The sequence below is a fragment of the endosymbiont of unidentified scaly snail isolate Monju genome (assembly GCF_000801295.1).
GTDB lineage: Bacteria > Pseudomonadota > Gammaproteobacteria > Chromatiales > Chromatiaceae > MONJU.
The window spans coordinates 834,794-857,314 of sequence record NZ_AP012978.1; the positions used below are offsets into that span (position 1 = coordinate 834,794).

General features: G+C 65.8%; 18 protein-coding genes, 2 pseudogenes and 2 other annotated features. Of the genes and pseudogenes, 15 read left to right on the forward strand and 5 right to left on the reverse strand.

The window, feature by feature from the left end; genetic code table 11:
• Positions 1-4 precede the first annotated feature (4 nt).
• Together nrdR and ribD are read left to right on the forward strand one after the other, a co-directional pair.
• A complete protein-coding gene (gene nrdR / locus EBS_RS03995) occupies positions 5-508 on the forward strand; it encodes a transcriptional regulator NrdR (protein WP_043107462.1) in 504 nt (167 codons plus the stop codon).
• A complete protein-coding gene (gene ribD / locus EBS_RS04000; protein ID WP_043107464.1) occupies positions 505-1,650 on the forward strand; it encodes a bifunctional diaminohydroxyphosphoribosylaminopyrimidine deaminase/5-amino-6-(5-phosphoribosylamino)uracil reductase RibD in 1,146 nt (381 codons plus the stop codon). The genes nrdR and ribD overlap by 4 nt, the downstream gene beginning before the upstream one ends.
• On the opposite strand, the gene EBS_RS12745 is transcribed toward ribD, so the two are convergent.
• The gene (locus EBS_RS12745) at positions 1,628-3,673 is read right to left on the reverse strand and encodes a methyl-accepting chemotaxis protein (RefSeq protein ID WP_081999803.1); all 2,046 of its coding nucleotides are present in this window, start codon (positions 3,671-3,673) and stop codon (positions 1,628-1,630) included. The two genes, ribD and EBS_RS12745, sit on opposite strands and share 23 nt — an antisense overlap.
• Positions 3,674-3,924: 251 nt before the next feature.
• Here EBS_RS12745 and imuA point away from each other — a divergent pair, with 251 nt between their 5' ends.
• The 9 genes and pseudogenes from imuA to EBS_RS04055 all read left to right on the forward strand — a co-directional run bounded on the left by imuA (position 3,925) and on the right by EBS_RS04055 (position 12,599).
• A complete protein-coding gene (gene imuA / locus EBS_RS04010) occupies positions 3,925-4,554 on the forward strand; it encodes a translesion DNA synthesis-associated protein ImuA (RefSeq protein WP_148307643.1) in 630 nt (209 codons plus the stop codon).
• A gap of 6 nt (positions 4,555-4,560) precedes the next feature.
• A complete protein-coding gene (locus EBS_RS04015) occupies positions 4,561-5,991 on the forward strand; it encodes a Y-family DNA polymerase (RefSeq protein WP_043107465.1) in 1,431 nt (476 codons plus the stop codon).
• A 386-nt stretch (positions 5,992-6,377) separates the two neighbouring features.
• Entirely contained in the window at positions 6,378-6,986 is a 609-nt protein-coding gene (locus EBS_RS04020; protein WP_043107467.1) for a TetR/AcrR family transcriptional regulator, read from the forward strand.
• Entirely contained in the window at positions 6,983-8,119 is a 1,137-nt protein-coding gene (locus tag EBS_RS04025) for an efflux RND transporter periplasmic adaptor subunit (protein WP_043107468.1), read from the forward strand. The genes EBS_RS04020 and EBS_RS04025 overlap by 4 nt, the downstream gene beginning before the upstream one ends.
• Positions 8,116-9,317 (forward strand): annotated as a pseudogene (locus tag EBS_RS04030) (ABC transporter permease). The gene EBS_RS04025 and the pseudogene EBS_RS04030 overlap by 4 nt, the downstream one beginning before the upstream one ends.
• Before the next feature lies 1 nt (position 9,318).
• Positions 9,319-10,029 carry an ABC transporter ATP-binding protein gene (locus tag EBS_RS04035; protein ID WP_043107469.1) on the forward strand — a complete coding sequence of 237 codons (711 nt, stop codon included), beginning with the start codon at positions 9,319-9,321 and terminating at the stop codon, positions 10,027-10,029.
• Between the two features lie 393 nt (positions 10,030-10,422).
• Positions 10,423-10,695, forward strand: a complete 273-nt coding sequence (locus EBS_RS04040) for an IS110 family transposase (protein WP_148307644.1) — start codon at positions 10,423-10,425, stop codon at positions 10,693-10,695.
• 5 nt (positions 10,696-10,700) lie between these two features.
• Positions 10,701-11,909 (forward strand): annotated as a pseudogene (locus tag EBS_RS13470) (IS3 family transposase).
• Positions 10,968-11,084 (forward strand) — a sequence feature (AL1L pseudoknot). Its footprint overlaps the pseudogene before it by 117 nt.
• Before the next feature lie 117 nt (positions 11,910-12,026).
• Positions 12,027-12,599 (forward strand): transposase, encoded by a 573-nt coding sequence (locus EBS_RS04055; RefSeq protein ID WP_171816176.1) that lies wholly within the window; start codon positions 12,027-12,029, stop codon positions 12,597-12,599.
• Positions 12,600-12,667: 68 nt separating this feature from the next.
• On the opposite strand, the gene ispA is transcribed toward EBS_RS04055, so the two are convergent.
• Both ispA and EBS_RS04065 read right to left on the reverse strand, forming a co-directional pair.
• On the reverse strand, positions 12,668-13,570 hold the full coding sequence (gene ispA, locus EBS_RS04060) for a (2E,6E)-farnesyl diphosphate synthase (protein ID WP_052199281.1): 903 nt from the start codon (positions 13,568-13,570) through the stop codon (positions 12,668-12,670).
• Positions 13,563-13,799 carry an exodeoxyribonuclease VII small subunit gene (locus EBS_RS04065; protein ID WP_043107472.1) on the reverse strand — a complete coding sequence of 79 codons (237 nt, stop codon included), beginning with the start codon at positions 13,797-13,799 and terminating at the stop codon, positions 13,563-13,565. The genes ispA and EBS_RS04065 overlap by 8 nt, the downstream gene beginning before the upstream one ends.
• A gap of 101 nt (positions 13,800-13,900) precedes the next feature.
• Here EBS_RS04065 and EBS_RS04070 point away from each other — a divergent pair, with 101 nt between their 5' ends.
• The 3 genes from EBS_RS04070 (at position 13,901) to EBS_RS04080 (ending at position 17,094) form a co-directional block, all read left to right on the forward strand.
• Positions 13,901-14,449 carry a CNP1-like family protein gene (locus EBS_RS04070; protein ID WP_043107473.1) on the forward strand — a complete coding sequence of 183 codons (549 nt, stop codon included), beginning with the start codon at positions 13,901-13,903 and terminating at the stop codon, positions 14,447-14,449.
• A 16-nt stretch (positions 14,450-14,465) separates the two neighbouring features.
• Entirely contained in the window at positions 14,466-16,349 is a 1,884-nt protein-coding gene (gene parE, locus EBS_RS04075; RefSeq protein ID WP_043107475.1) for a DNA topoisomerase IV subunit B, read from the forward strand.
• A 124-nt stretch (positions 16,350-16,473) separates the two neighbouring features.
• Positions 16,474-17,094, forward strand: coding sequence for a type 1 periplasmic-binding domain-containing protein (locus tag EBS_RS04080; RefSeq protein ID WP_052199282.1), 621 nt, complete (start codon positions 16,474-16,476; stop codon positions 17,092-17,094).
• A gap of 1 nt (position 17,095) precedes the next feature.
• Here the strand turns inward: EBS_RS04080 and EBS_RS04085 are convergent.
• Positions 17,096-18,315 (reverse strand): IS3 family transposase gene (locus EBS_RS04085; protein WP_148307646.1). Its coding sequence is split into 2 segments (ribosomal slippage): positions 17,096-18,033 and positions 18,033-18,315, totalling 1,221 coding nucleotides; the frame shifts between segments, so codons are not numbered across the junction.
• Positions 17,921-18,037: a sequence feature (AL1L pseudoknot), on the reverse strand. (Overlaps the previous gene by 117 nt.)
• 50 nt (positions 18,316-18,365) lie before the next feature.
• Between EBS_RS04085 and EBS_RS04095 the strand changes: the two genes are divergently transcribed.
• Positions 18,366-20,762 carry an EAL domain-containing protein gene (locus EBS_RS04095; protein WP_171816177.1) on the forward strand — a complete coding sequence of 799 codons (2,397 nt, stop codon included), beginning with the start codon at positions 18,366-18,368 and terminating at the stop codon, positions 20,760-20,762.
• Here the strand turns inward: EBS_RS04095 and EBS_RS04100 are convergent.
• Positions 20,752-22,344 carry a histidine phosphatase family protein gene (locus EBS_RS04100; RefSeq protein WP_081999806.1) on the reverse strand — a complete coding sequence of 531 codons (1,593 nt, stop codon included), beginning with the start codon at positions 22,342-22,344 and terminating at the stop codon, positions 20,752-20,754. The two genes, EBS_RS04095 and EBS_RS04100, sit on opposite strands and share 11 nt — an antisense overlap.
• Between the last annotated feature and the right edge of the window lie 177 nt (positions 22,345-22,521).

The window sequence follows — 22,521 nt, forward strand, 5'->3', positions numbered from 1 at the left end:
GCCGGTGCGCTGTCCCTTCTGCGGCGCCCAGGACACCAAGGTGGTGGACTCGCGCCTGCACGGCGACGGTGACCAGGTGCGCCGTCGCCGCCAGTGCACGGTCTGCAAGGAACGCTTCACCACCTACGAAACCGCCGAGCTGAACCTGCCCCGGGTGGTCAAGAGCGACGGCCGTCGGGTCAACTTCGACGGGCGCAAGCTGCGCGCGGGCATGGACCGCGCGCTGGAGAAGCGCCCGGTGGCCACCGAGGCGGTGGACGCGGCGGTCAATCACATCACCCGCAAGCTGATGTCGCGTGGCGAGAGCGAGGTGCCCTCCAAGCTGATCGGCGAGCTGGTGATGGAGGAGCTCAAGGCACTCGACCAGGTGGCCTACGTGCGCTTCGCCTCGGTGTACCGCCAGTTCGAGGATGTGCAGGCCTTCAGCGAGGAGGTCGAGCGTCTGCGCCAGGAGCCGTCGCCCGAGGCGCGCCGCGCCCAGCTCGACCTGCTGGACAGGGAGAAATGAGCGCCGGTTTCGACCGCGCCGATCACGCCTTCATGGCCCGCGCCCTGCAATTGGCGCGCCGCGGCCGCTACACCACCTTCCCCAATCCGCGCGTCGGTTGCGTGCTGGTGCGCGACGGCGAGATCGTCGGCGAGGGCTGGCACCGGCGCGCCGGCGAGCCACATGCCGAGCGCGTCGCCCTGGCCGCCGCCGGCGAACGGGCGCATGGGGCGACCGCCTATGTCACCCTCGAGCCATGCAGTCACCACGGTCGCACGCCGCCCTGCGCCGACGGCCTGATCGAGGCCGGGGTGACGCGGGTGGTCGCGGCCATGGAAGACCCCAACCCGCAGGTCGCCGGGGAGGGGCTGGCGCGGCTGCGCGATGCCGGTATCCGCGTCGAGACCGGCCTGCTCGAGGCCGATGCCCGGGCGCTCAATCCGGGCTTCATCCGCCGCATGCATGGCGAGCGCCCCTGGACGCGGCTCAAGCTGGCGGCCAGCCTCGACGGGCGCACCGCGATGGCCAGCGGCGAGAGCCAGTGGATCACCGGCCCCGCAGCGCGTCATGATGTGCAGTTCCTGCGTGCGCGCAGTGTGGCGGTGCTCACCGGCATCGGTACCGTGCTGGCCGATGATCCCTCGCTGAACGTGCGCCTGGACGGCGAGGCGTTGGGCCTGCCGTCCGACCTGCCGGTGCGCCAGCCGTTGCGCGTGGTGCTCGACAGCAGTGCGCGCACCCCGCCGGAGGCGCGTCTGCTGCGCCTGCCCGGATCGGTATTGATCTGTGTCGCCGAGGACGCGGACCCGGTGCGGGTCGCGGCCCTGGAAGCCGCCGGTGCCGAGGTCTGCCGCCTGCCGACCGACGCATCGGGACACCCCGCCTGGCCGGCGGTGATGGACACGTTGCGCGCGCGAGAGATCGACGAGGTGTTGCTGGAATGTGGTGCCACCCTGGCCGGTTCGGCGTTGCTGGCCGGGGTGGTCGATGAGCTTGTTCTCTACCTGGCGCCGCAACTGCTGGGCGATGCCGCGCGTGGCCTGGTGCATCTGCCCGGGGTCGAGCGGCTGGAGCAGCGTATCGAACTGGCGATGAACGACGTGCGCCAGGTCGGTGAGGATCTGCGCCTGACCCTGGCGGTCAGGCGATCCGGAACTGGCTGACCAGGGCGTGCAGCCGCTGTGACAGCGCGGTCAGGGCGTCGCTGGCGCGGTTGATTTCCTGGCTGCCTTCGGCCACTTCGCCGCTGGTGTGGCGGATGCGTTCGACGTTCTCGGACACTGCGGCGGTACTGGCGTGTTGCTCTTCCACCGCCTCGGTGATGTTGCGGTTGAGCTGTTCGATGCGCGACACCGCTTCTGCGATGGCGCTGAAGGTCTCGCCAGTGGCGCTGCCCTGTTGCACGGTGTGTACAGCCTGTTCCCGGCTCTGCGCCATCACCTCGGCGGCGGCGCGCGCGCCGGCCTGCAGGCGTTCGATCATTTCCTGGATCTCGGCGGTGGACTGCTGGGTGCGAGCGGCCAGGGTGCGTACCTCGTCGGCCACCACGGCGAAGCCGCGGCCCTGTTCGCCGGCACGCGCGGCCTCGATGGCGGCGTTGAGGGCCAGCAGGTTGGTCTGTTCCGCGATACTGCCGATCACGTCCAGCACGCTGCCGATGGCCTCGCTGTCACTGCTCAGGCGGGCGATGGTGGACGCCGCGGTCTCGACCTGCGAGGCGAGCTGTTCGATGGCGGCGACCGTCTCCTGTACCTGCTGTTGCCCGGCATCGGCCTGCTGACTGGCGCGGCGTGCATTCTCCAGGGTGCAGGTCGTGGCCTCGCTCACGTGGTCCATGTTGTGGCTCATCTGCTCGACCGCGGTGCCGACCTGGGCGGTGTCGTCCTGCTGCGCCTGGATACGGCCGATGTTCTCGCTGCTGATCGCCTGCAGGCGTCCGGCGGCTCCGGCCAGGTGGTCCACGGCCTCGCGCACCTCGCCGATGGTCTGGCGGATCTTGCCGGTGAAGCGGTTGAAGGCATGGCCGGTGCGGGCGATCTCGTCGTGTCCGCTGACTTCCAGCTCGGCGCTGAGGTCGCCGTCGCCATCGGCGATGTCTTCCAGGCGCTCCGCCAGGCGTGCGATGGGCCGGGCGATCAGGCGCAGGCTGAACAGGTAGGCGATGATCGCCACCAGCAGGCTGATGCCACTCATGCTGAGCGTGCTCCACTGGGCGGAACCCGTGACCTGGTCGATGTCTGCCAGTTGCTGGTCGATCAGGGCGCTGGTCTCGGTCTCGATCTCGCGGGCGAGTGCCATCAGGTGGTTGGCCGTGGCGTGGTAGTTCGCCCGTGCCGACTGCAGCTCGGTATGCCGTTCGAGGACCTGGGTGAACAGCCTGGCATTGTCCTCGAGGACACTGGCGATGGCCTCGGCGAAGGTGAGACTGGCGAAATGTCCCTTGCCGACCTTGCGGTCGTGCAGCAATTCGGCCTCTGCGACCTGCTCGAGGTAGATCTCCAGGTCGCTGTAGGCAGTGGCGGCACGCTCGCGCAGCGTGGCGTCACCGGGCTTTTCGAGCAGCTTTTCGAGCAGGAACAGCCGGCTCAGCAGGGCCAGTCGGGCGTCCGTGGTGGCCGAGACGATGGCCCATTCGGGACGGTCACGGGCATCGGTCTCGTCCTCTTCCGAACGGTTGATGTTCCACTCGGCATTGACCAGGGCCTGGCTGGCGATCTCTTCGGCGGCGATCAGCAGATCGCTGGTGTGTTCGAAGGCGGCCTCCAGGCCCGCGTGTTCTTCGCGAAACGCCTTGTCGAGCGCCAGCAGACGTTCCCGCGCCTGTTCGAATTCCTGCATCGAGCCATGGAGTTCCTCGAGGCGTTCGGCCGGGACCAGTCCCGAGGCCGAGAGCTTGCGAAAGGCTTCGCCGGTCAGGTGATGGCCCTCTGCGAGACCCTGTCGTGTGGCCTCGGGGCCCAGTCGCAGGGCGCGGTCGACGGCGATCATCTGTGTCTGTACGCCGCGGATGCCCTCGTTGATGGCTTCCGTGGTCTGGGCGACGGGGCCGCGTACCAGTTCGAGTGCCGTGCTCAGTTTTTGCACGGCAAGGTAGCCGACGGCGCCGCTGGCCAGGGTGAGCAGGGTGAGGGCCAGGTAGCCGATGCCGATCTTGTGGGATACGGAAGAGTGAAGATTCATTTTCATTTGCGCAATCTGTCAAAGGGTCGCCCGGGAGGCCCGGCTGAGTCCTGTGAGCCTTGTTTCGGCGTCGGGGAGGAATCCTTTAGGGGCGCTTCGATCACGTTCCTTCCGCGCTTGCGGGGCGGGTTGGTAGGGAGATAAAGGATTGTTTTGACTCCCCCTCCCGGCCTTCTCCGCGACGCGGGACGGGGCTACCGCTTTCGTCGCAATCGTTCTATATTTGTTCTCCATTTTCCTGGTGCGAGGTCTGGCGCATGCCTGCTCCGTTGATCGACAAGCTGGTTGCCGAGGGCGTGGACCGCCGCCTGTTGTGGCGTGGGCGTGAGCTGCATTCGCCGGGAGGAGACCTGGTGCCGAGCGGTTGGCCGGTGCTCGACGACTGCCTCGGTGGTGGCTGGCCGCGTGGTGCGCTGGGCGAGTTGCTCAGCCGGCGTGGCCTGGGCCTGTCACTGGCTTTGCCCCTGCTGGCGCGGGAGAGCCGGGCAGGGCGATGGATCGGCTGGGTCGCGCCGCCGCAATCGCCCTTTGTGCCTGCCCTGATGCAGGGAGGCGTGGACCCGGCCCGCCTGCTGCTGGTAGAGGAGCGCGATGCAGCCGAGGGCCTGTGGGCGGCCGAGCAGATGTTGCGTTCGGGCGAGTGCGGCGTGGTGCTGATCTGGCCAGGGCGTCTGGCCTCGGGCCAGATCCGCCGCCTGCAACTGGCTGCCGGGGAAGGGAATGCCATCGGCCTGTTGTTCCGCTCGCTGCGCGATGCCGCCCAGCCGTCGCCGGCGGCGCTGCGCCTGCGCCTGCTGCCCGCCCCGCTGGGCGTGGAGGTCGAGGTGCTCAAGCGGCGCGGTGGCTGGGGCGGGCATCGTTGCCTGGTGCCCTTGCGGCAACGGTGAAACGACATGCTCTGGCTGGGACTGTACTTTCCCGAGCTGCCGTTGGAGGTGTTCCTGCACGGCACCACGGACCGGTCGCCGGCAGCGGTGCATGCCGTGCGCGAAGGACGCGAGACGGTGTTGCGTTGCAATGCCACCGCGCGGGCCGGGGGAGTGCATCCGGGCCTGCCGGTGCCGGCGGCACTGGCCCTGTTGCCACGGCTGCGCCTGTGGCCGCGCGATGCCGGGCGCGAACGTCGGGCGATGGAGACGCTGGCGCTGTGGGCCTGGCAGTTCAGCTCGCGCCTGTACCGGGAGCCGGCGCTGCTGTTGTTCGAGATCGGCGCCAGCCTGCGCCTGTTCGGTGGCATTGAGGCGCTGCTCGGGCGCATCGAGGCAGAACTGCCCGCACTCGGGCACGAGGTGCGCCGGGCCGTGGCGCATACCGCCACCGCGGCGGCCCTGCTGGCGCGTGAACGACCGGGGGCGCGGGTCGCCTCGCGCGAGGCCCTGCTGCCCTGGCTGGAAGACATTCCCATGGCGCGGCTGAGTGCCGACCCGCGGGTGCGTCAATTGGTCCGCGACATTGGCCTGCACAGCATCGGCGACGTGCTGCGCCTGCCGCGTCCCGAGCTGGCGCGGCGCGTTGGCCCCGGCTTGCCGGCCCTGCTTGACCGCCTGCTGGGCGATGCCCCGGACCCGCGTCCGGCGTGGCGGCCGCCGCCGCACTTCCTGGAATGGCTCGAACTGCCGGCCGAGCTGGACGACCGTGAGGCCCTGCGTTTCCCGGCTCGCCGCCTGCTGCTGACCCTGTGCGGCTGGTTGCGCGGGCAGGGGGCGGCTACCCAGCACCTGCGCTGGCGCCTGCGGCATCCCGACGACCTGCCCGAGACGGCCTTCGCGCAGACCCTGTTGCGGCCCGAGCGCGACGCCGAATACCTGTTGGCCCGTTTCGGCGAGCGCCTGCAGCGTCTGGAACTGCCGGCGCCGGTGCGTGCCCTGGGGCTCGAGGTGCGCGACTGCCTGCCATTTTCAGAGCGCACCGCCGCATTGCTGGATGCCCCTGCTGGAGGGGATGCCGCGGGTGAGTGGCTGGAGCGCCTGCACAGCCGTTTGGGACCGCGTCTGACGGGGCTCTGCCCGGTCGCCGATCACCGTCCCGAGCGCGCGCAGCGCTGCTGTGTGCCGGGCGAGACGGGGGCGCGGCCGTCCTGGCGCGGCGAACTGCCCCTGTGGCTGTTGCCGCAACCACGGCCGTTGAGGGTACGCGCAGGCCGTCCCTGGCATCGCGGCGCGCTCGAACTGCTCGGGCCGCCACGGCGTATCGAGACCGGGTGGTGGGACGGCGACGATGTGGCGCGTGACTACTACCTGGCCCGCAATCCCGCCAACGAGCGCTTCTGGATCTACCGCGACCGGCGGGGCGGGGGCTGGTTTCTGCAGGGGTTGTTCGACTAGTTCTCTTGCTTGCGTCGGTGACCCTGTCAGGGGGGGCTTGGGATGCCGCTTCTGCCGTAGGAGGCCCGTCCCCGGGCCGAACATTCGCGGCGAGGACGCCGCTCCTGCCATCCTCGGGTTGAAGGGGGGTGTAGGAGGCCCGTCCCCGGGCCGAACATTCGCGGCAGGGACGCCACTCCTGCCATCCTCGGGTTGAAGGGGTCGTGTAGGAGGCCCGTCCCCGGGCCGAACCATTTGCAGCGGGGACGCAGCTCCTGTCTGTAGGAGGCTCACCCCCGGGCCGCGGTCGGGCGTGGTCGCACCAAATGGCGGGCAGGGCTTGCTCCTCTGTCCAGGGAGGAGTAGGCTAAAAGATAGTAACTGATTACTATCTTTGAAGTGACGGAATGAGTCCAGGACGCAAGCACCTGCCCGCCGAGGAACGCCGCGCGGTGATCGTGCGCACCGTGCTCGACCTGGCCGGCGAGCGAAATCCGAGCAAGATCACCACCGCGGCCATCGCCGAGCGCATGGGCCTGACCCAGGGCGCGCTGTTCCGCCACTTTCCCAACAAGGACGCGGTGTGGCAGGCGGTGATGGACTGGGTGACCGACCGGCTGCTGGCGCGCATCGAGCGGGCAGCCGAGGGCGTGGATTCGCCGTTGGCGCAGCTCGAGGCGATCTTCCTCGCTCATGTCGCGTTCGTCATCGAGCATCCGGGGGTGCCGCGCATCCTGTTCGCCGAGTTGCAGCGGCCCGAGGATTCGCCTGTGCGCAATGCGGTGCAACGCCTGATGCAGCGTTATGCCGGGCGCCTGGTGATGCATATCGAGCAGGGGCAGGCCGTCGGCGAGATCGATCCGGCGGTTGAGCCTGGCACGGCAGCCATGGCGCTGATCGGCATGGTGCAAGGCCTGGTCATGCAATCGCTGCTGGCCGGTGACGTGACCCGCATGCGCGCGGCCGCGCCGCCCCTGTTTGCCCTGTATCGCCGTGGCCTGGAGGTGCACTCATGAACCTGCCGCGAGGTCGTATGCTGACGGTGGGGGCGGTACTGCTGCCCCTGCTGGTGCTGTTCGCCTGGACCGCGCTGCGCGCTGGTCCCCTGGCGCCGATCGCGGTGCGCGTGACCCCGGTGGTCGAGGCCGCGGTGCGCCCGGGCCTGTTCGGCATTGGCACGGTGGAGGCGCGCGACCGTTACCACATCGGTCCCACTCAGCCGGGCCGGCTGGCCAAGCTGGGGGTGGACGTGGGCGACCGCGTGCGCCGGAGGCAGGTGCTGGCGGTGATGGACGACGTGGACCTGGGGGCGCGTATCCAGGCTCAGCAGGCCGCCATCCAGCGCGCCCGCTCGGCCGTGCGCGAGGCCCAGGCGCGGCTCGAGTATGCCGAGCGTCAGCTGAAGCGCTATGAACGGCTGCGCAAGGTGGGTTCCACCAGCGAGGAACTGGTGGCCACCAAGCGCCTGGAGCGCCGCATCGCCGATGCCGCCCTGCAATCGACGCGCGATGAACTGAACCGCCTGCGCCACGAACTGGAGGCGCAGCGCCGCAACCTGACGCTGATCAGCCCGGTGGATGGCGTGGTGGTGGCGCGCAACGCCATCCCCGGCGACACCCTGGTGGCCGGGCAGGCGGTGGTCGAGCTGATCGATCCGCAACGTCTGTGGGTGAACGCCCGTTTCGATCAGGTCAGTGCCGAGGGGCTGGTCGCGGGACTCCAGGCTTCCATCGTGCTGCGCTCGCGGGCGAGTGTGCCGCTGACGGGGCAGGTGCTGCGGCTCGAGCCGCTGGCCGACGCGGTCACCGAGGAGATGCTGGCGAAGATCGGCTTCGACCGCGTTCCCGATCCGCTGCCGCCGCTGGGCGAGCTGGCCGAGGTCACGGTGCGTCTGGCGCCCTTGCCCGCGCGTCCGGTGGTGCCCAACGCGGCGCTGCGCCGGGTCGATGGCGAACTGGGCGTGTGGGTGGTCGACGGCGAGTCGCTGCGCTTCGCACCGGTGCGCATCGGCGCGCGCGATCTCGACGGTCGGGTGCAGGTGCTCGAAGGGTTGTCGCCGGGCGAGCAGGTGGTGATCCACAACGAGAAGCCGCTGCGCATGGGGGCGACGATCCGTCAGGTCGAACGCCTGCCGGGGGTGAAGTCGTGATCAGCCTGGCCGGACGCGACATCCTGCACGCCTGGGGCAAGTTCGTGTTCACCGGCTTTGGCCTGGGGTTGCTGATCGGCGTCACCCTGACCATGGCCGGGGTGTACCGTGGGATGGTGGCCGACGGCCGGGCGCTGATCGACAACAGCGGCGCCGACCTGTGGGTGGTGCAGCAAGGCACCCTCGGGCCCTATGCCGAGCCGTCCAGCCTGTACGATGATCTGTGGCGTGACATCGCCGGCATCGCGGGCGTGGCCGCGGCGGCCAATGTCACCTATCTGACCATGCAGGTGGTGCGCCCCGACAGCGATGTGCGGGTGATGGTGGTGGGTATCGCGCCGGGCATGCCGGCCGGCCCGGGTTGGCCGCGTTACCTGGTGGCTGGCCGCCAGATCACGCGCGGACACTACGAGGCGGTGGCCGACGTGAAGGCCGGGCTGCGCCTCGGTGAACGCATCCGCATCCGTCGCAAGCACTCACCGTCGTGGGCCTGACCCGGCGTATGGTGTCCTCCAGCGGCGATCCCATGGTCTTCATCCCGCTCAAGGATGCGCAGGAGGCGCAGTTCCTCAAGGACAACGACAGCATCCACAGTCAGCGCCGCCGCACCCTGGAGAACCCGGCCTTCAACCGCCCGGGTGTGCCGGGGGTGGCCGAGGCGGTGATCGCCTCGCAGACAACGAGCAACTTCGTCAATGCCGTGCTGGTGCGGGTGAAGCCGGGCTACGATGCGCGCGAGGTGGCCGAGTCGATCCGCCGCTGGCAGCGCCTGCAGGTCTACGATCGTGCGCAGATGGAGGGAATCCTGGTCGGCAAGCTGATCGCCACCTCGTCGAAGCAGATCGGCATGTTCCTGGTGATCCTGGCAGTGGTCAGCGCGGCCATCGTGGCCTTCATCATCTATACCCTGACCATGGACAAGATCCGCGAGATTGCGGTGCTCAAGCTGATCGGCACGCGCAACCGCACCATCGCCGGCATGATCCTGCAGCAGGCGCTGGCGCTGGGTGCCATCGGCTTCATGGTCGGGCGCATCAGTGCCACCTTTGCCGCACCGTATTTTCCCAAGTATGTGCTGCTGATCCCGCAGGACGCGGTGGCCGGGTTCTTCATCGTGATGGCGATCTGCACCCTGGCCAGCCTGGTGGCCATCCGCATGGCGATCAAGGTCGATCCGGCCGAGGCGATCGGAGGCTGAGATGAAAGAAGGTGGCATTCTCATCGAGGGCCTGCGCAAGCGCTACGGCCAGGGCGACACCGCGGTGGATGCGCTCAAGGAAGTGAACATGCGTGTCGAACCCGGCGAGGTGGTGGGCCTGATTGGACCTTCCGGCTCGGGCAAGAGCACCCTGCTCAAGTGCCTGGGCGCGGTCATCGACCCCACCGCCGGGCGCATGACCCTGGGCGACGAGGTGATCTACGACGACGGCTGGACGGTACGCGACCTGCGCGCCCTGCGCCGTGACAAGATCGGGTTCGTGTTCCAGGCCCCCTACCTGATTCCCTTTCTCGACGTCACCGACAACGTCGCGCTGCTGCCCATGCTCGCTGGCGTGCGGAACGCGCAGGCACGGGATCGGGCGCTGCAGTTGCTCGAGGCCCTCGATGTGCAGCACCGGGCGCGCGCCATGCCTGCCCAGCTCTCCGGCGGCGAACAACAGCGCGTGGCCATTGCCCGTGGTCTGGTCAACCGGCCCCCGGTGATCCTCGCCGACGAGCCCACCGCGCCGCTGGACTCGGTGCGCGCGCTGGCGGTGATCCGCATCCTCGACGACATGGCGCGTCAGTACCGCACCGCGGTGATCGTGGTCACCCATGACGAGAAGATCATCCCCACCTTCCGGCGCATCTACCATATCCGTGACGGGGTCACCCACGAGGAACAGGGTGAGGGGCGATTGCCGGAGTAGGGCGCGGAAGGGGCGCTCGCCGATGGCAGATCCGGTCTGGTCGAGAGATTGTCTGAAATTGCCGGCTGACGGCGGTTCATGACGAATTCGAAGGCTCGCGGCGAGGACGCCGCTCCTCCATGCAGGAGGCCCGTTCCCGGGCCGAATTTTCGCGGCGGGGACGCCGCTTGTATGTTTCCTCTCGATGGGTCAGAAAGGACCTGTCGGGGCGGAGGGACGAACGCCGCATCTGACCTTTGACCTTGAGTACAGACAGTAGGAGAAATCGTCCCGCCCTCACCCCAGCGCCAATAAGGGATCTATCGGCCAATACGGACCGACAATTTTCGCAAGCCAGCGCCTTGGGTGAACCCCGACAAATCCTGCTCTCTACACTAGTCGGGAGGAAACATCATGGCAATGCCTGTGCAACCCCTGCTGATCGGTATCGATGTCAGCAAACAGGGCCTGGATATCTGTGATGACAGCAACGGCCCCGTCCAGTCGATTTCCAATGACCGTCAGTCCATTGCCGCCTGGCTCGATTCGCTGCCACCGGGTCCGGTCGAAATCGCCCTCGAGGCCACCAGCACCTTTCACCTCCTGGTGTGCGAACTCGCCTTCAAGGCCCGCCATACGATTGAACCGCCCCGGGTTTCCCGGAGACTCCATTTCTTGAGAGGATAGAGTCTATGGATACGAGCAAGAGATATTCCCCTGAGGTCCGGGAACGGGCGGTTCGCATGGTGTTTGATCATCAGGGCGAGCATGATTCCCAATGGGCGGCGATGACCTCCATCGCGGCCAAGATCGGCTGTACTGCGCAAATGGGTGAGACAGGCCGAGCGTGATCAAGGACTGCGTGAGGGTCTGACGACGTCGGAGCGCGAGCGGCTCAAGGCCTTGGAACGGGAGAACCGGGAGCTGAGGCGGGCCAACGAGATTCTGAAGACGGCGTCGGCTTTTTTTGCCCAGGCGGAGCTCGACCGCAAACTGAAGAGATGATCGCGTACATCGACGATCACAGGGATCGTTACGGGGTCGAGCCGATCTGCGCGGTGCTGCCGATCGCCCCGTCCACCTACTATGAGCACAAGGCCCGTGAGGCCGATCCACAGCGACTGCCGCGGCGATTGCAGCGGGATCGCGCCCTGTCAGACGAGATTCGACGGATCTGGGAAGAGAACTTCCAGGTGTACGGTGCCAGGAAGGTATGGCGGCAGCTCAACCGGGAAGGCATCGAGGTAGCCCGCTGCACGGTGGAACGTCTGATGCGTGTCATGGGGTTGCGGGGTGTGGTGTGAGGCCGCCGTTGCCGGACAACGATCGGCGACACGACGGCGGAACGACCACTGGACCGGGTGAAGCGGCAGTTTACTGCCACCCGCCCGAATCAGTTGTGGGTGGCGGACATTACCTACGTGGCGACTTGGACAGGGTTTGTCTATGTGGCGTTTGTCGTGGACGTCTATGCCCGACGGATCGTGGGCTGGCGTGTCTCCCGGTCGCTGAAGACCGACCTGGTGCTGGATGCGCTGGAGCAGGCGCTATGGTCGCGCCAGGACACAGAGGGCCTGGTGCACCACAGTGACCGAGGCTGTCAGTACCTGTCGGTGCGCTACACGGAGCGCCTGGCCGGGGCCGGCATTGATGCCTCGGTCGGTAGCCGAGGGGACTCCTATGACAACGCTCTGGCAGAGACGATCAACGGTCTGTACAAGGCCGAGGTTATCTACCGGCGAGGCCCCTGGAAGCATAGGGAGGCGGTCGAATATGCCACTTTGGAGTGGGTGGACTGGTTCAACCACCGGCGGCTGCTGGAGCCTATTGGCAACGTGCCACCGGCGGAGTTGGAAGCGGCGTATTATCGCCAACAGAAAGAGTCTGCCAAGGCGGCCTGACTCAAACAAAACAGTCTCCGGAATATCCGGGGCGGTTCACGCCTGCTGCGCCGTTACCTGGTCAATGAGCACGACAGCCTGCGCCCTTGGAGCCCGCCTCCCAAGGCCTATACCACCTTGCTGGGATTGCTCAACCGGCGTGCCGTCATCGTCCAGGCCAAGACCAAACTGCGACAAAGCCTGGCTGATCTGCCAGGCCTCAAGCCACAGATTCAGGCGCTCTTTGGTCACTTCAAGACACTTGAAAGAAAGATCGATCAGCAGATCCAGAAATGGCTCGAGAAAGCTGCCTGGAAAGACGGTGCCTTGCGTGTGCAGGCCATCGAGGGCATTGGCCCCCTCACCGCCGCCGCCCTGGTCACCGCCTTTCAGCGCGGCTCATTCCGCTCCTCCGACGCCTTTATCATGGATGTGCGCGTGCATGATTCCGGTCAGATGCGTGGGCGACGAAAGCTCACCAAGAAAGGCAACGCCGAGTTGCGACGCCTGCTCTACCTCGCTGCCATGCGCGCGTGTCGAACGCCAGCCTGGCGAGATTTCTACCAGCGGTATCTCGACCGCGGCCTGGCGCCGGTCCAGGCCCTGGTCCAGGCCCTGGTCATCCTCGGCAGAAAGCTCGCCAGGGTCGCTTTTGCCATCTTGCGAAATGAAACCGAATATCGGCCAAGAAATCGTTGCATGCAGACATAGGATCTCCTACCCGTGGGAGGCCCGTCCCCGGGCCGAATGTTCGCGGCGCGGATGCCGCTCCAAAGGTTTTAGCGCTGTCGGTCCACAACGAAGCGGGCCAGTGCGCGCAGGGTGTCCGCGCGCTCGCCAAAGGGCGAAAGGCTGTCCAGTGCGTCCCCGAGCAGGCGGTCGGCCATCTCGCGTGCCTCCTCCAGGCCAACCAGGGCGGGGTAGGTGGGTTTGCCGTCGGCCGCGTCCTTGCCCCGGGTCTTGCCGATGTGCGCGGTTTCGCCTTCCACGTCGAGGATGTCGTCGCGGATCTGAAAGGCCAGCCCGATGCACTTGGCGTAGTGGTCGAGGGCGCGCAGGTGCGCCTCGTCCACCGGGTCGGCGCAGAAGGCGCCCAGGCGCACGCTGACCCGGATCAACGCGCCGGTCTTGTGGATGTGCATGTTCTCCAGCTCGGCCAGGCTCAGCTCACGGCCCACCGCCTCGATGTCCAGCGCCTGGCCGCCGACCATGCCGCGCGAGCTGGCGGCGCGGGCCAGTTCGGCAAGCATGCGCAGTCGGGTAGCCGCAGGCAGGGCGTCCAGCCGCGGATCTTCGGCGATGAGCTGGAAGGCCAGGGCCTGCAGGGCGTCGCCGACCAGGATGGCCGTGGCCTCGTCATAGGCCTTGTGGCAGGTGGGGCGACCACGGCGCAGCTCGTCGTCGTCCATCGCCGGCAGGTCGTCGTGCACCAGTGAGTAGGCATGGATCAGCTCGATGGCACAGGCGGGCACGTCGAGACGTTCGGCCGGTGCCCCCAGCAGTTCGCCGGCGGCATGGAGCAGGATGGGACGGAAGCGCTTGCCATCGCCCAGCACCACGTAGCGCATGGCTTCGTGCAGGCGCACGGGGGTGACGCGGGCGGCGGGCAGGCAGGCATCCAGCGCTCGGTCGGTGCGCCGGGCCACCTGTTCGATGAAGTCTGCCAGCGGGAGTTCAGTCACCGTCGAAGGGTTCCGTGGCGGCGTCAGGCGTGTTGCTGGTGAGGATCTTCACCTTCTGCTCGGCCTGCTCCAGCGCCTGCTGGCAGCGGCGGGTCAGGGCAATGCCCTGCTCGAACGAGGCCAGCGACTCTTCCAGCGAGAGTTCGCCCGATTCCATGCGCTCGACCAGGGCCTCGAGTTCGCCCAGAGCCTGTTCAAAGGAGATGTCGTCGTTGTCTGCCTTGCTCACGACCGTTGTCTCTTGAAGTTTTCGCCATTCTAACGGCCCGTCGCCGAAAACGGTAAACTCTCCGCCGGTTCGTCCCGAATCGAGGAGGCAGGATGGCGTCGATGCGCAAACTCGTTTTTCTGTTGGCCTGGTGCCCCTTGCTGGCGCCAGCGGCCACCGACGTGGCCGATCCCTACGCCCGCTTCCAGGCCCAGGACGACTACGACGAGAGCCTGGAAGTCCCCTGGGTGGAGATCGAGACCCACGTGCAGAAGGGCCCGGACGAACAGGCGCTGGTCGAGCTGGAGAACCAGCACCTGCCGCCGGGCATGCGCCTGTTTGCCGATCTCGAACACCTGGCGGTCGATCCGCGCGATCACGTCAGCCGTCTGTGGCTGGTGGTGCGCTCGGCTCGTGGCGCCGACAACGCGACCTTCGAGGGATATCGCTGCGCTACCAGTGAGTACAAGGTCTATGCCTATTACAATCCGCGCCGGTCGAAACCCTTGCGGGTGGTGAACCTGCCGCGCTGGCGGGCCATCCGTCCCGCGAGCTGGCGGGACGAACTGGTGCGCGAGACCTTGTGCTCGGACACCAATCCGCGCGATCCCGACAGCGTGCGGCTGCGTCCTCAGCCCGGGGCGGCCGATTATCAGTCCCCTTACGAATGAACCGACGTTTTCCTTCATGAGCCAGTACGACGCCTCTGCCATCGAGGTCCTCAGCGGCCTGGAGCCGGTGCGCAAGCGCCCCGGCATGTACACCAATACCGATCGCCCCAACCACCTGGCGCAGGAGGTCATCGACAACAGCGTGGACGAAGCGCTGGCGGGTTTCGCGAAGCGCATCGATGTCCACCTGTACCGTGACGGTTCGCTGGAGGTGATCGACGACGGGCGCGGCATGCCGGTGGACATCCACCCGGAGGAGGGGGTGCCCGGGGTCGAAGTGATCCTCACCCGCCTGCATGCCGGCGGCAAGTTCTCCAACAAGAGCTACCAGTTCTCCGGCGGCCTGCACGGCGTGGGGGTGTCGGTGGTCAACGCCCTGTCGAAGCGGGTGGACGTATGGGTCAAGCGTGATGGCAAGGAACACCACATCGCCTTCGAGAACGGCGAGAAGGTCTCCGACCTGCAGGTGGTCGGCAAGGTCGGCCGCAACAACACCGGTACGCGCATCCGCTTCTGGCCCGATCCGCAGTTCTTCGACAGCGCGAAGTTCAGCGTGCGCCAGTTGCGTCACGTGCTGCGTGCCAAGGCGGTGCTGTGTCCGGGGCTGCGCGTCCGCTTCTTCCAGGAAGGTGAGAGCGAGCCCGAGGAGTGGTACTACGAAGACGGTCTGCGCGACTACCTGCTCGATGCGCTGGGCGATGCGCCCCTGCTGCCCGAAGAGCCTTTCACCGGCAGCATGGCAGGCAACGAAGAGGCGGCGGAGTGGGCCGTGGTGTGGCTGCCCGAAGGCGGCGAGGCGGTGGCCGAGAGCTACGTCAACCTGATTCCGACCGCGCAGGGCGGCACCCATGTCAACGGCCTGCGCACCGGGCTCACCGAGGCGGTGCGCGAGTTCTGCGAGTTTCGCAACCTGTTGCCGCGCGGCGTCAAGCTGGCGCCGGACGATATCTGGGCCAACATCAGCTACATCCTGTCGGTCAAGCTGGCCGATCCGCAGTTCTCGGGGCAGACCAAGGAGCGTCTGTCCTCGCGCGAGTGCGCGGCCTTCGTCTCCGGCGTGGTCAAGGATGCCTTCGGCCTGTGGCTCAACCAGCACGTCGAGATCGGCGAGCGCATCGCCGAGCTGGCGATCAGTGCCGCGCAGGCCCGCCAGCGCGCCGGGCGCAAGGTGGTGCGCAAGAAGGTCACACAGGGCCCGGCCTTGCCGGGCAAGCTGGCCGACTGTCTGCTCGACGATCCCGAGCGCACCGAGCTGTTTCTGGTGGAGGGCGATTCCGCCGGCGGTTCGGCCAAGCAGGCACGCGATCGCAATTTCCAGGCCATCATGCCGCTGCGCGGCAAGATCCTGAACACCTGGGAGGTGGACCCGGCCGAGGTGCTGGCCTCGCAGGAGGTGCACGACATCTCGGTGGCCATCGGTGTCGATCCGGGCTCGGACGACCTGTCGCGCCTGCGCTTCGGCAAGATCTGCATCCTCGCCGACGCCGATTCCGACGGTGCGCACATTGCCACCCTGTTGTGCGCCCTGTTCGTACGCCATTTCCCGCGCCTGGTGCGCGAGGGCCATGTGTACGTGGCCATGCCGCCGCTGTACCGCATCGACGTGGGCAAGCAGGTCTTCTACGCCCTGGATGAGCACGAACGCCAGGGCATCCTCGACCGCATCGCCGCCGAGAAGCTGCGCGGCAAGGTCATCATCCAGCGCTTCAAGGGTCTGGGCGAGATGAACCCGGCGCAGTTGCGCGAGACCACCATCCATCCCGATACCCGCCGCCTGGTGCAGCTGGTGCTCGAGCCGGGCGACGACACCCACAGCCTGCTCGACATGCTGCTGGCCAAGCGACGCGCCGCCGATCGCAAGGCCTGGTTGCAGCAGAAGGGGGACCTGGCCGAGGTGTGACCGGGTTCACAGGGTCCGAGCGGCGCATCACGCGAGGCTAAACCTCGCGGCCTTTTGGTCGATACCGGTACGAGGCCCGCTTTGTGCGCGGTGCCCGAAAACGGTATGCGATGAGGATAAAGGGATGCGCTTGCTGCTGATGTATTGTCTGTCGGTGGTCGTGATGATCGCCGGTGCGCCAGTATGGAGTGGCGAACACCCGGCCCGGGTGATGGTGGTGCACAGCTACGGTTCACAACACGTTTGCGGCCGACCACAGGGTGAAGGGGTGGCAGCGAGGCTGGCCGCCAGGGGGTGGCTCGAGGGACACAATCTCGAGCTGCGCTCCTTCTACATGGATACCAAGAAGACCTATACCACGCCCGAGGCGATCCGCGAACGGGCGCGCCTGGCGCTGGAGGCGATCGAGGCGTTTCGTCCCCAGGTGGTGGTAGTGCTGGACGACAACGCCATTCGTGAGGTGATGTTGCCGTTGGTCGGCAGAGCGGACATCGCCGTGGTCTTCAGTGGCATGAACGGTCAGCCAGAAGACTATGACCGGAAAGTGCGTTTCATGGAGAGCCGTTCGCGCCCCGGTCACAATGTCACCGGCGTTTACGAGAAGTTGCACCTGCGCAAGTCCCTGCGGGTGATGGCCGCGGCGCTGGGTGATGTGCGCCCGGAGGATCGCGTCGTGGGGATTACCGACTATTCGCCCACGGGGCGGGTGAACCGCCCCGGATATTCCGGAGACTGTTTTGTTTGAGTCAGGCCGCCTTGGCAGACTCTTTCTGTTGGCGATAATACGCCGCTTCCAACTCCGCCGGTGGCACGTTGCCAATAGGCTCCAGCAGCCGCCGGTGGTTGAACCAGTCCACCCACTCCAAAGTGGCATATTCGACCGCCTCCCTATGCTTCCAGGGGCCTCGCCGGTAGATAACCTCGGCCTTGTACAGACCGTTGATCGTCTCTGCCAGAGCGTTGTCATAGGAGTCCCCTCGGCTACCGACCGAGGCATCAATGCCGGCCCCGGCCAGGCGCTCCGTGTAGCGCACCGACAGGTACTGACAGCCTCGGTCACTGTGGTGCACCAGGCCCTCTGTGTCCTGGCGCGACCATAGCGCCTGCTCCAGCGCATCCAGCACCAGGTCGGTCTTCAGCGACCGGGAGACACGCCAGCCCACGATCCGTCGGGCATAGACGTCCACGACAAACGCCACATAGACAAACCCTGTCCAAGTCGCCACGTAGGTAATGTCCGCCACCCACAACTGATTCGGGCGGGTGGCAGTAAACTGCCGCTTCACCCGGTCCAGTGGTCGTTCCGCCGTCGTGTCGCCGATCGTTGTCCGGCAACGGCGGCCTCGCACCACACCCCGCAACCCCATGACACGCATCAGGCGTTCCACCGTGCAGCGGGCTACCTCGATGCTTTCCCGGTTGAGCTGCCGCCATACCTTCCTGGCACCGTACACCTGGAAGTTCTCTTCCCAGATCCGTCGAATCTCGTCTGACAGGGCGCGATCCCGCTGCAATCGCCGCGGCAGTCGCTGTGGATCGGCCTCACGGGCCTTGTGCTCATAGTAGGTGGACGGGGCGATCGGCAGCACCGCGCAGATCGGCTCGACCCCGTAACGATCCCTGTGATCGTCGATGTACGCGATCATCTCTTCAGTTTGCGGTCGAGCTCCGCCTGGGCAAAAAAAGCCGACGCCGTCTTCAGAATCTCGTTGGCCCGCCTCAGCTCCCGGTTCTCCCGTTCCAAGGCCTTGAGCCGCTCGCGCTCCGACGTCGTCAGACCCTCGCGCAGTCCTTGATCACGCTCGGCCTGTCTCACCCATTTGCGCAGCGTCTCCGGCGTACAGCCGATCTTGGCCGCGATGGAGGTCATCGCCGCCCATTGGGAATCATGCTCGCCCTGATGATCAAACACCATGCGAACCGCCCGTTCCCGGACCTCAGGGGAATATCTCTTGCTCGTATCCATAGACTCTATCCTCTCAAGAAATGGAGTCTCCGGGAAACCCGGGACGGTTCATGACCGATTCCAGGGAAGCGTTGGTACGCCTTGCGGCCGACAACACCTTGAAGGTGACCCTGGAGCTGGATATCCGGCCTCAACTGCGCCGCTACCTGAAGCAGCACTGGGAACTGAGTCATTTCTACCAGCTGGTGGTGCTCGATCTCGCGGGTGAGTCGATTGCAAAGGCCGGACACGAGCAGGTCAGGCTTCGGGGTTGCGATGCTCAAGGCCTGCTTGCCAGTGCCGGAAGAGAGACGGAATGGCTGGGGAACCGATTGCTGGTCGTCCATCGCGTGCCCGTACTCGACGACATGCGCCCCCTGGGGTATCTCTGTGGGGCCTTCGCGCTGGATGGCGTGCGCCAGTCCGGCGAGCTGGACTCGCGTGTCGAGGGTATAACCTTTCTTGCGTGGCGTGATCACGTTGTGGCCCTGTCGAAAGATGCGGGGGACCTGGGGTGGGTCCCCCTGGTGGAAGGCCGGTTCGATTGGAACGATGGGCAACGGCATTACCTCGGCATGAGTCGGCTGCTGGGCGATACCGACATCCGGATCGGCCTGCTACTGGATCGCCGGCCCTACGATCTGCTGCTTGCCCGTTCTCTGGGGGTTACTGCTCTGGTCGTGCTGCTGGTGCTGGTGGCTACCGTGTCGGCATTACGCCTGTTTCGCCAGCGGTTGCTGGCGGAGCATTCGCTGCAGGAAGAACGCAAGAACGCATTGGCCACGCTGTCATCCATCATGGGGGGCGTGATCACTACCGATGCGCTGGGGGCAATCCGTTACGCAAATCCCGCGGCCGAGAAGCTGCTGGACACGAGTGCTCACCTTCTCGAGGGGGTTCACTGGCGCCGGTGTTTCTCCCTGTGGGACGAGGCCAGTGGAATGGAGTTGACGGATCTCCGGGAGATCTGTGAGGCAGATCATCGTGAAGGGTTTTCGAACATCACGCTGGTAACCGCAAGCCAGCACCGCATTCCGGTCCACATGTCGATTGCGCCGCGTTTTCTGGAAGGAGAGCCAGCCGGTTACGCGATCACGTTGCACGACATCCGGCATGAGCGAGCATTGCGTGATCAGCTGGCCTGGAAGGCGAGTCACGATGATCTCACGGGCCTGTTCAATCGCGCAGAATTCAGGTTGTTTATCGCCCGGCTTCTGAAATCGCTGGATAACGGGCACAGCCATCATTGCCTGCTGTACATCGATCTGGACGATTTCAAGGTGGTCAACGACAGTTGCGGGCACCGTGCCGGTGATGATCTGTTGCGGCGTATCGCGGCCCTTCTTTCGAGTCACCTGCGTCAATCCGACAAGGTGGCTCGTCTGGGAGGGGACGAGTTCGGCATACTGCTTCACGACTGCCCTCTCGAGCGGGGCCGCCAGCTGGCCCATGCGTTGGTCGAGGCCATCAGTGACATGCGTTTCGGATACGGTGGCCAGGTGTTCCACATCGGCGCCAGTATCGGGCTGGTGGGAATCGACAAGCCGGGTATCGACCTGGACGATCTGTTGGCGGCCGTGGACATGGCCTGTTACACCGCCAAGGAGAGGGGGCACAACCGGGTCGTGATCGGCGCGATAGGCGATGATCAGATGGCCCAGCGGGCGGAAGAGCTGCGTCAGGCGTCCGGCATTCGCAAGGCGTTGAAGGAAGGTCGGCTTCGGCTTTTCCGCCAGCCCATCGTCAGTGTGAGCGATGACAATGGCGTCACGCATTACGAGATACTGGTCCGCTTGCTGGACGAGGACGGGGAGCTTGTTGCGCCAGATCGTTTTATACCGGTCGCCGAGCGTCATGGCCTGATGGAAGAGATCGATCGCTGGGTTGTCTCCCATCGGCTGGAGACGCGTAGCGCGGAACTGCGGTCGAGCGCGGCGGAACGAGGTGCTGGCGGGGGATTTCTCTATTCCATCAATCTCTCCGGGGCCTCGCTCAACGACCCGGAGTTCCTGGACTTCGTCAAGGAACAGCTGAACCGCCACCAGGTGCCGCCCACGGCGATCGCCTTCGAGATTACCGAGACACTGGTCATCTCGCGGCTGGACAAGGCGGCGCATCTCATCCAGGCGCTGCGGGGCATGGGGTGCCGTTTCCTGCTGGATGATTTCGGCAGTGGGATGTCGTCTTTCGGTTATCTCAAGCGTCTGCCGGTCGATTATCTGAAGATCGACGGCCAGTTTGTGCGTGACATACTGGACGATCCCGTTGATCGTGCCATGGTGCGCGCGATCAACGATATCGGACATGTCATGAAGCTGACGACCATCGCCGAATATGTGGAAAATGATCAGATTCTTGCGGTGCTGAAGGATTTCGGCGTCGACATGGCGCAGGGCTACGGTATTGGTCGGCCACAGCCCCTGGCCGAGCATGTCGAGCCGCCACAGCTACAGCTGGTCAGGCACTGATTCGCAGATATTCTCGAAGGCGCGAATCCGGCTGGCGTGCATGCAGCCGGGTGATCAGCAGGTCGTCCAGTGGTGCCAGGATGAACATCGGTACCGCGAACCAGGTGGCCAGCTCGAGTATCGTCGGGTTGTCGAGGATATTGGCCAACAGTATCACCAGGAAAATGTTCGGATAGGCACCCGAAAAGTAGTCGTCCAGGCTGTAGAGCGAGCGCCAGCGGGTCAGCAGCAGGGCCAGCAGGCGCAGGGCGATGCCCGTGGCCAGGGCCAACAGGCCCAGCGTATCGGCCGAGGCCAGTGGAATGTTCTGGAATGCCAGGGCAACGAAGAGTGCCAGCGACAGGACTGCGCCAGCGGCATGGTTTTCTGCCGCATGAGCCGTCCAGATGGGGTACCGCCAACGCATGATCTGGGCGACGAACAGGGGGAGTATCAGGCAGATCAGCGACAAGCCGGCCAGGCTGAAGGCCTGGAGTGTGAAATCGGACAGCCCCTTGAACAGCAGCATCACCGTCAGGTTGACAGCACAGAGTACGGTCGTGAGCAGGATGTTCAGCACGGTGGGCAGGATGACACCGCCGGTACTGCGCGACAGGATCAGGGCGGTAACCGCTGTTGGCGCGCCGAGCAGGAGTGCCACGGCGAGTACCTGGTCGGGATCGGTGTCGCGGGGAAGCCAATGCGGGCCAATGGCCACCACCAGCCAGGGAATCAGCACGAACCGCAGGACGATACGACGCGGGTCCAGCAACGGATCCTGCGCATTGCGTTCCGGTGGTTCGAGGGAGGTCCGTGCCAGACTGATGGCCGTTGCCAGCAGCAGTGCCAGCAGCCAGCCCGGGGGTACCCGGTATTCGGGCCACAGGTAGTTGATGCCCAGGCCGAGCATGGCGGCAACCGAGAGCAGCACCGAGTGCTGCACCACGATCCATTCCCGCAAGCGATTGCCGCGCGGAGATTCGCGGCGGACATAGTCGTTTAGATGGGCGCCAGAGAGGATCTTGCCGTTGGGCAGGCGCAGGTCGTGGCCCTGGTGCTCTGGCAGGCGCAACACAAGGCGGGCCAGCAGCTCGATGACATATTTGTGGGCCACCACCAGTACGCGCTTTCCTTCACACAGTGCCGGATACAGCGTGTTCTTCAGGAAATCGAGCACCCGTTCGCGGAAGTCGGCGAAGGTTTCGCCGCCATGGATCTCGTCATCGGGTCGATACAGGGGGGCCTCGTAGCGGTGGATGCCGAAACGACGTTGCAAACGGGTTTTGTTCTGCAGGGTGAAGTCGCCAAAGTCCCGTTCCACTATGCGTTCGTCGAAGCACAGCTCGCGACACGCGTCGGGGCCGAGTCGGTCCAGGAGGATGCCGGCGGTCTGACGAGTGCGGGTCATGGGCGAGACATAGGCCTGGTCGAACGGCTGGCCGTCCCAGGAATCGGCCGCGCGTCGCGCCTGTGCCTGGCCGAGCCGGGAGAGAGGAACGTCTATGGCCCCGGCAAAACGGTTGACTTCGTTGGCAGTGGACTCTCCATGGCGTATAAGGAAAAGCTGTTTCCAGACATGCTTGTTTCTTCGTTCTTGTTGCATGGCTACTGGGTCGCTGGGCTGACAGGCGGGGCGCCTGATCAGGAATCTAGTTCCTTGCCGAATATAACCGAAATTCGCGAGAGTGAAGGGAATTTTTGTCGTGCCGTTTCAGACAGGCGATCGGGGAGCTTTTGACGCCGGTCAATCCAGGTTAATTAGAAGATGTTAATCTGCTGT

Excerpts from the sequence above, each read along its gene's own strand:
- ribD (WP_043107464.1), top strand. The coding sequence starts at position 505 with ATGAGCGCCGGTTTCGACCGCGCCGATCACGCCTTCATGGCCCGCGCC.
- EBS_RS12745 (WP_081999803.1), bottom strand. The coding sequence starts at position 3,673 with ATGAAAATGAATCTTCACTCTTCCGTATCCCACAAGATCGGCATCGGC.
- imuA (WP_148307643.1), top strand. The coding sequence starts at position 3,925 with ATGCCTGCTCCGTTGATCGACAAGCTGGTTGCCGAGGGCGTGGACCGC.
- EBS_RS04015 (WP_043107465.1), top strand. The coding sequence starts at position 4,561 with ATGCTCTGGCTGGGACTGTACTTTCCCGAGCTGCCGTTGGAGGTGTTC.
- EBS_RS04020 (WP_043107467.1), top strand. The coding sequence starts at position 6,378 with ATGAGTCCAGGACGCAAGCACCTGCCCGCCGAGGAACGCCGCGCGGTG.
- EBS_RS04025 (WP_043107468.1), top strand. The coding sequence starts at position 6,983 with ATGAACCTGCCGCGAGGTCGTATGCTGACGGTGGGGGCGGTACTGCTG.
- EBS_RS04035 (WP_043107469.1), top strand. The coding sequence starts at position 9,319 with ATGAAAGAAGGTGGCATTCTCATCGAGGGCCTGCGCAAGCGCTACGGC.
- EBS_RS04040 (WP_148307644.1), top strand. The coding sequence starts at position 10,423 with ATGGCAATGCCTGTGCAACCCCTGCTGATCGGTATCGATGTCAGCAAA.
- EBS_RS04070 (WP_043107473.1), top strand. The coding sequence starts at position 13,901 with ATGCGCAAACTCGTTTTTCTGTTGGCCTGGTGCCCCTTGCTGGCGCCA.
- parE (WP_043107475.1), top strand. The coding sequence starts at position 14,466 with ATGAGCCAGTACGACGCCTCTGCCATCGAGGTCCTCAGCGGCCTGGAG.
- EBS_RS04080 (WP_052199282.1), top strand. The coding sequence starts at position 16,474 with ATGCGCTTGCTGCTGATGTATTGTCTGTCGGTGGTCGTGATGATCGCC.
- EBS_RS04095 (WP_171816177.1), top strand. The coding sequence starts at position 18,366 with ATGACCGATTCCAGGGAAGCGTTGGTACGCCTTGCGGCCGACAACACC.
- EBS_RS04100 (WP_081999806.1), bottom strand. The coding sequence starts at position 22,344 with ATGCAACAAGAACGAAGAAACAAGCATGTCTGGAAACAGCTTTTCCTT.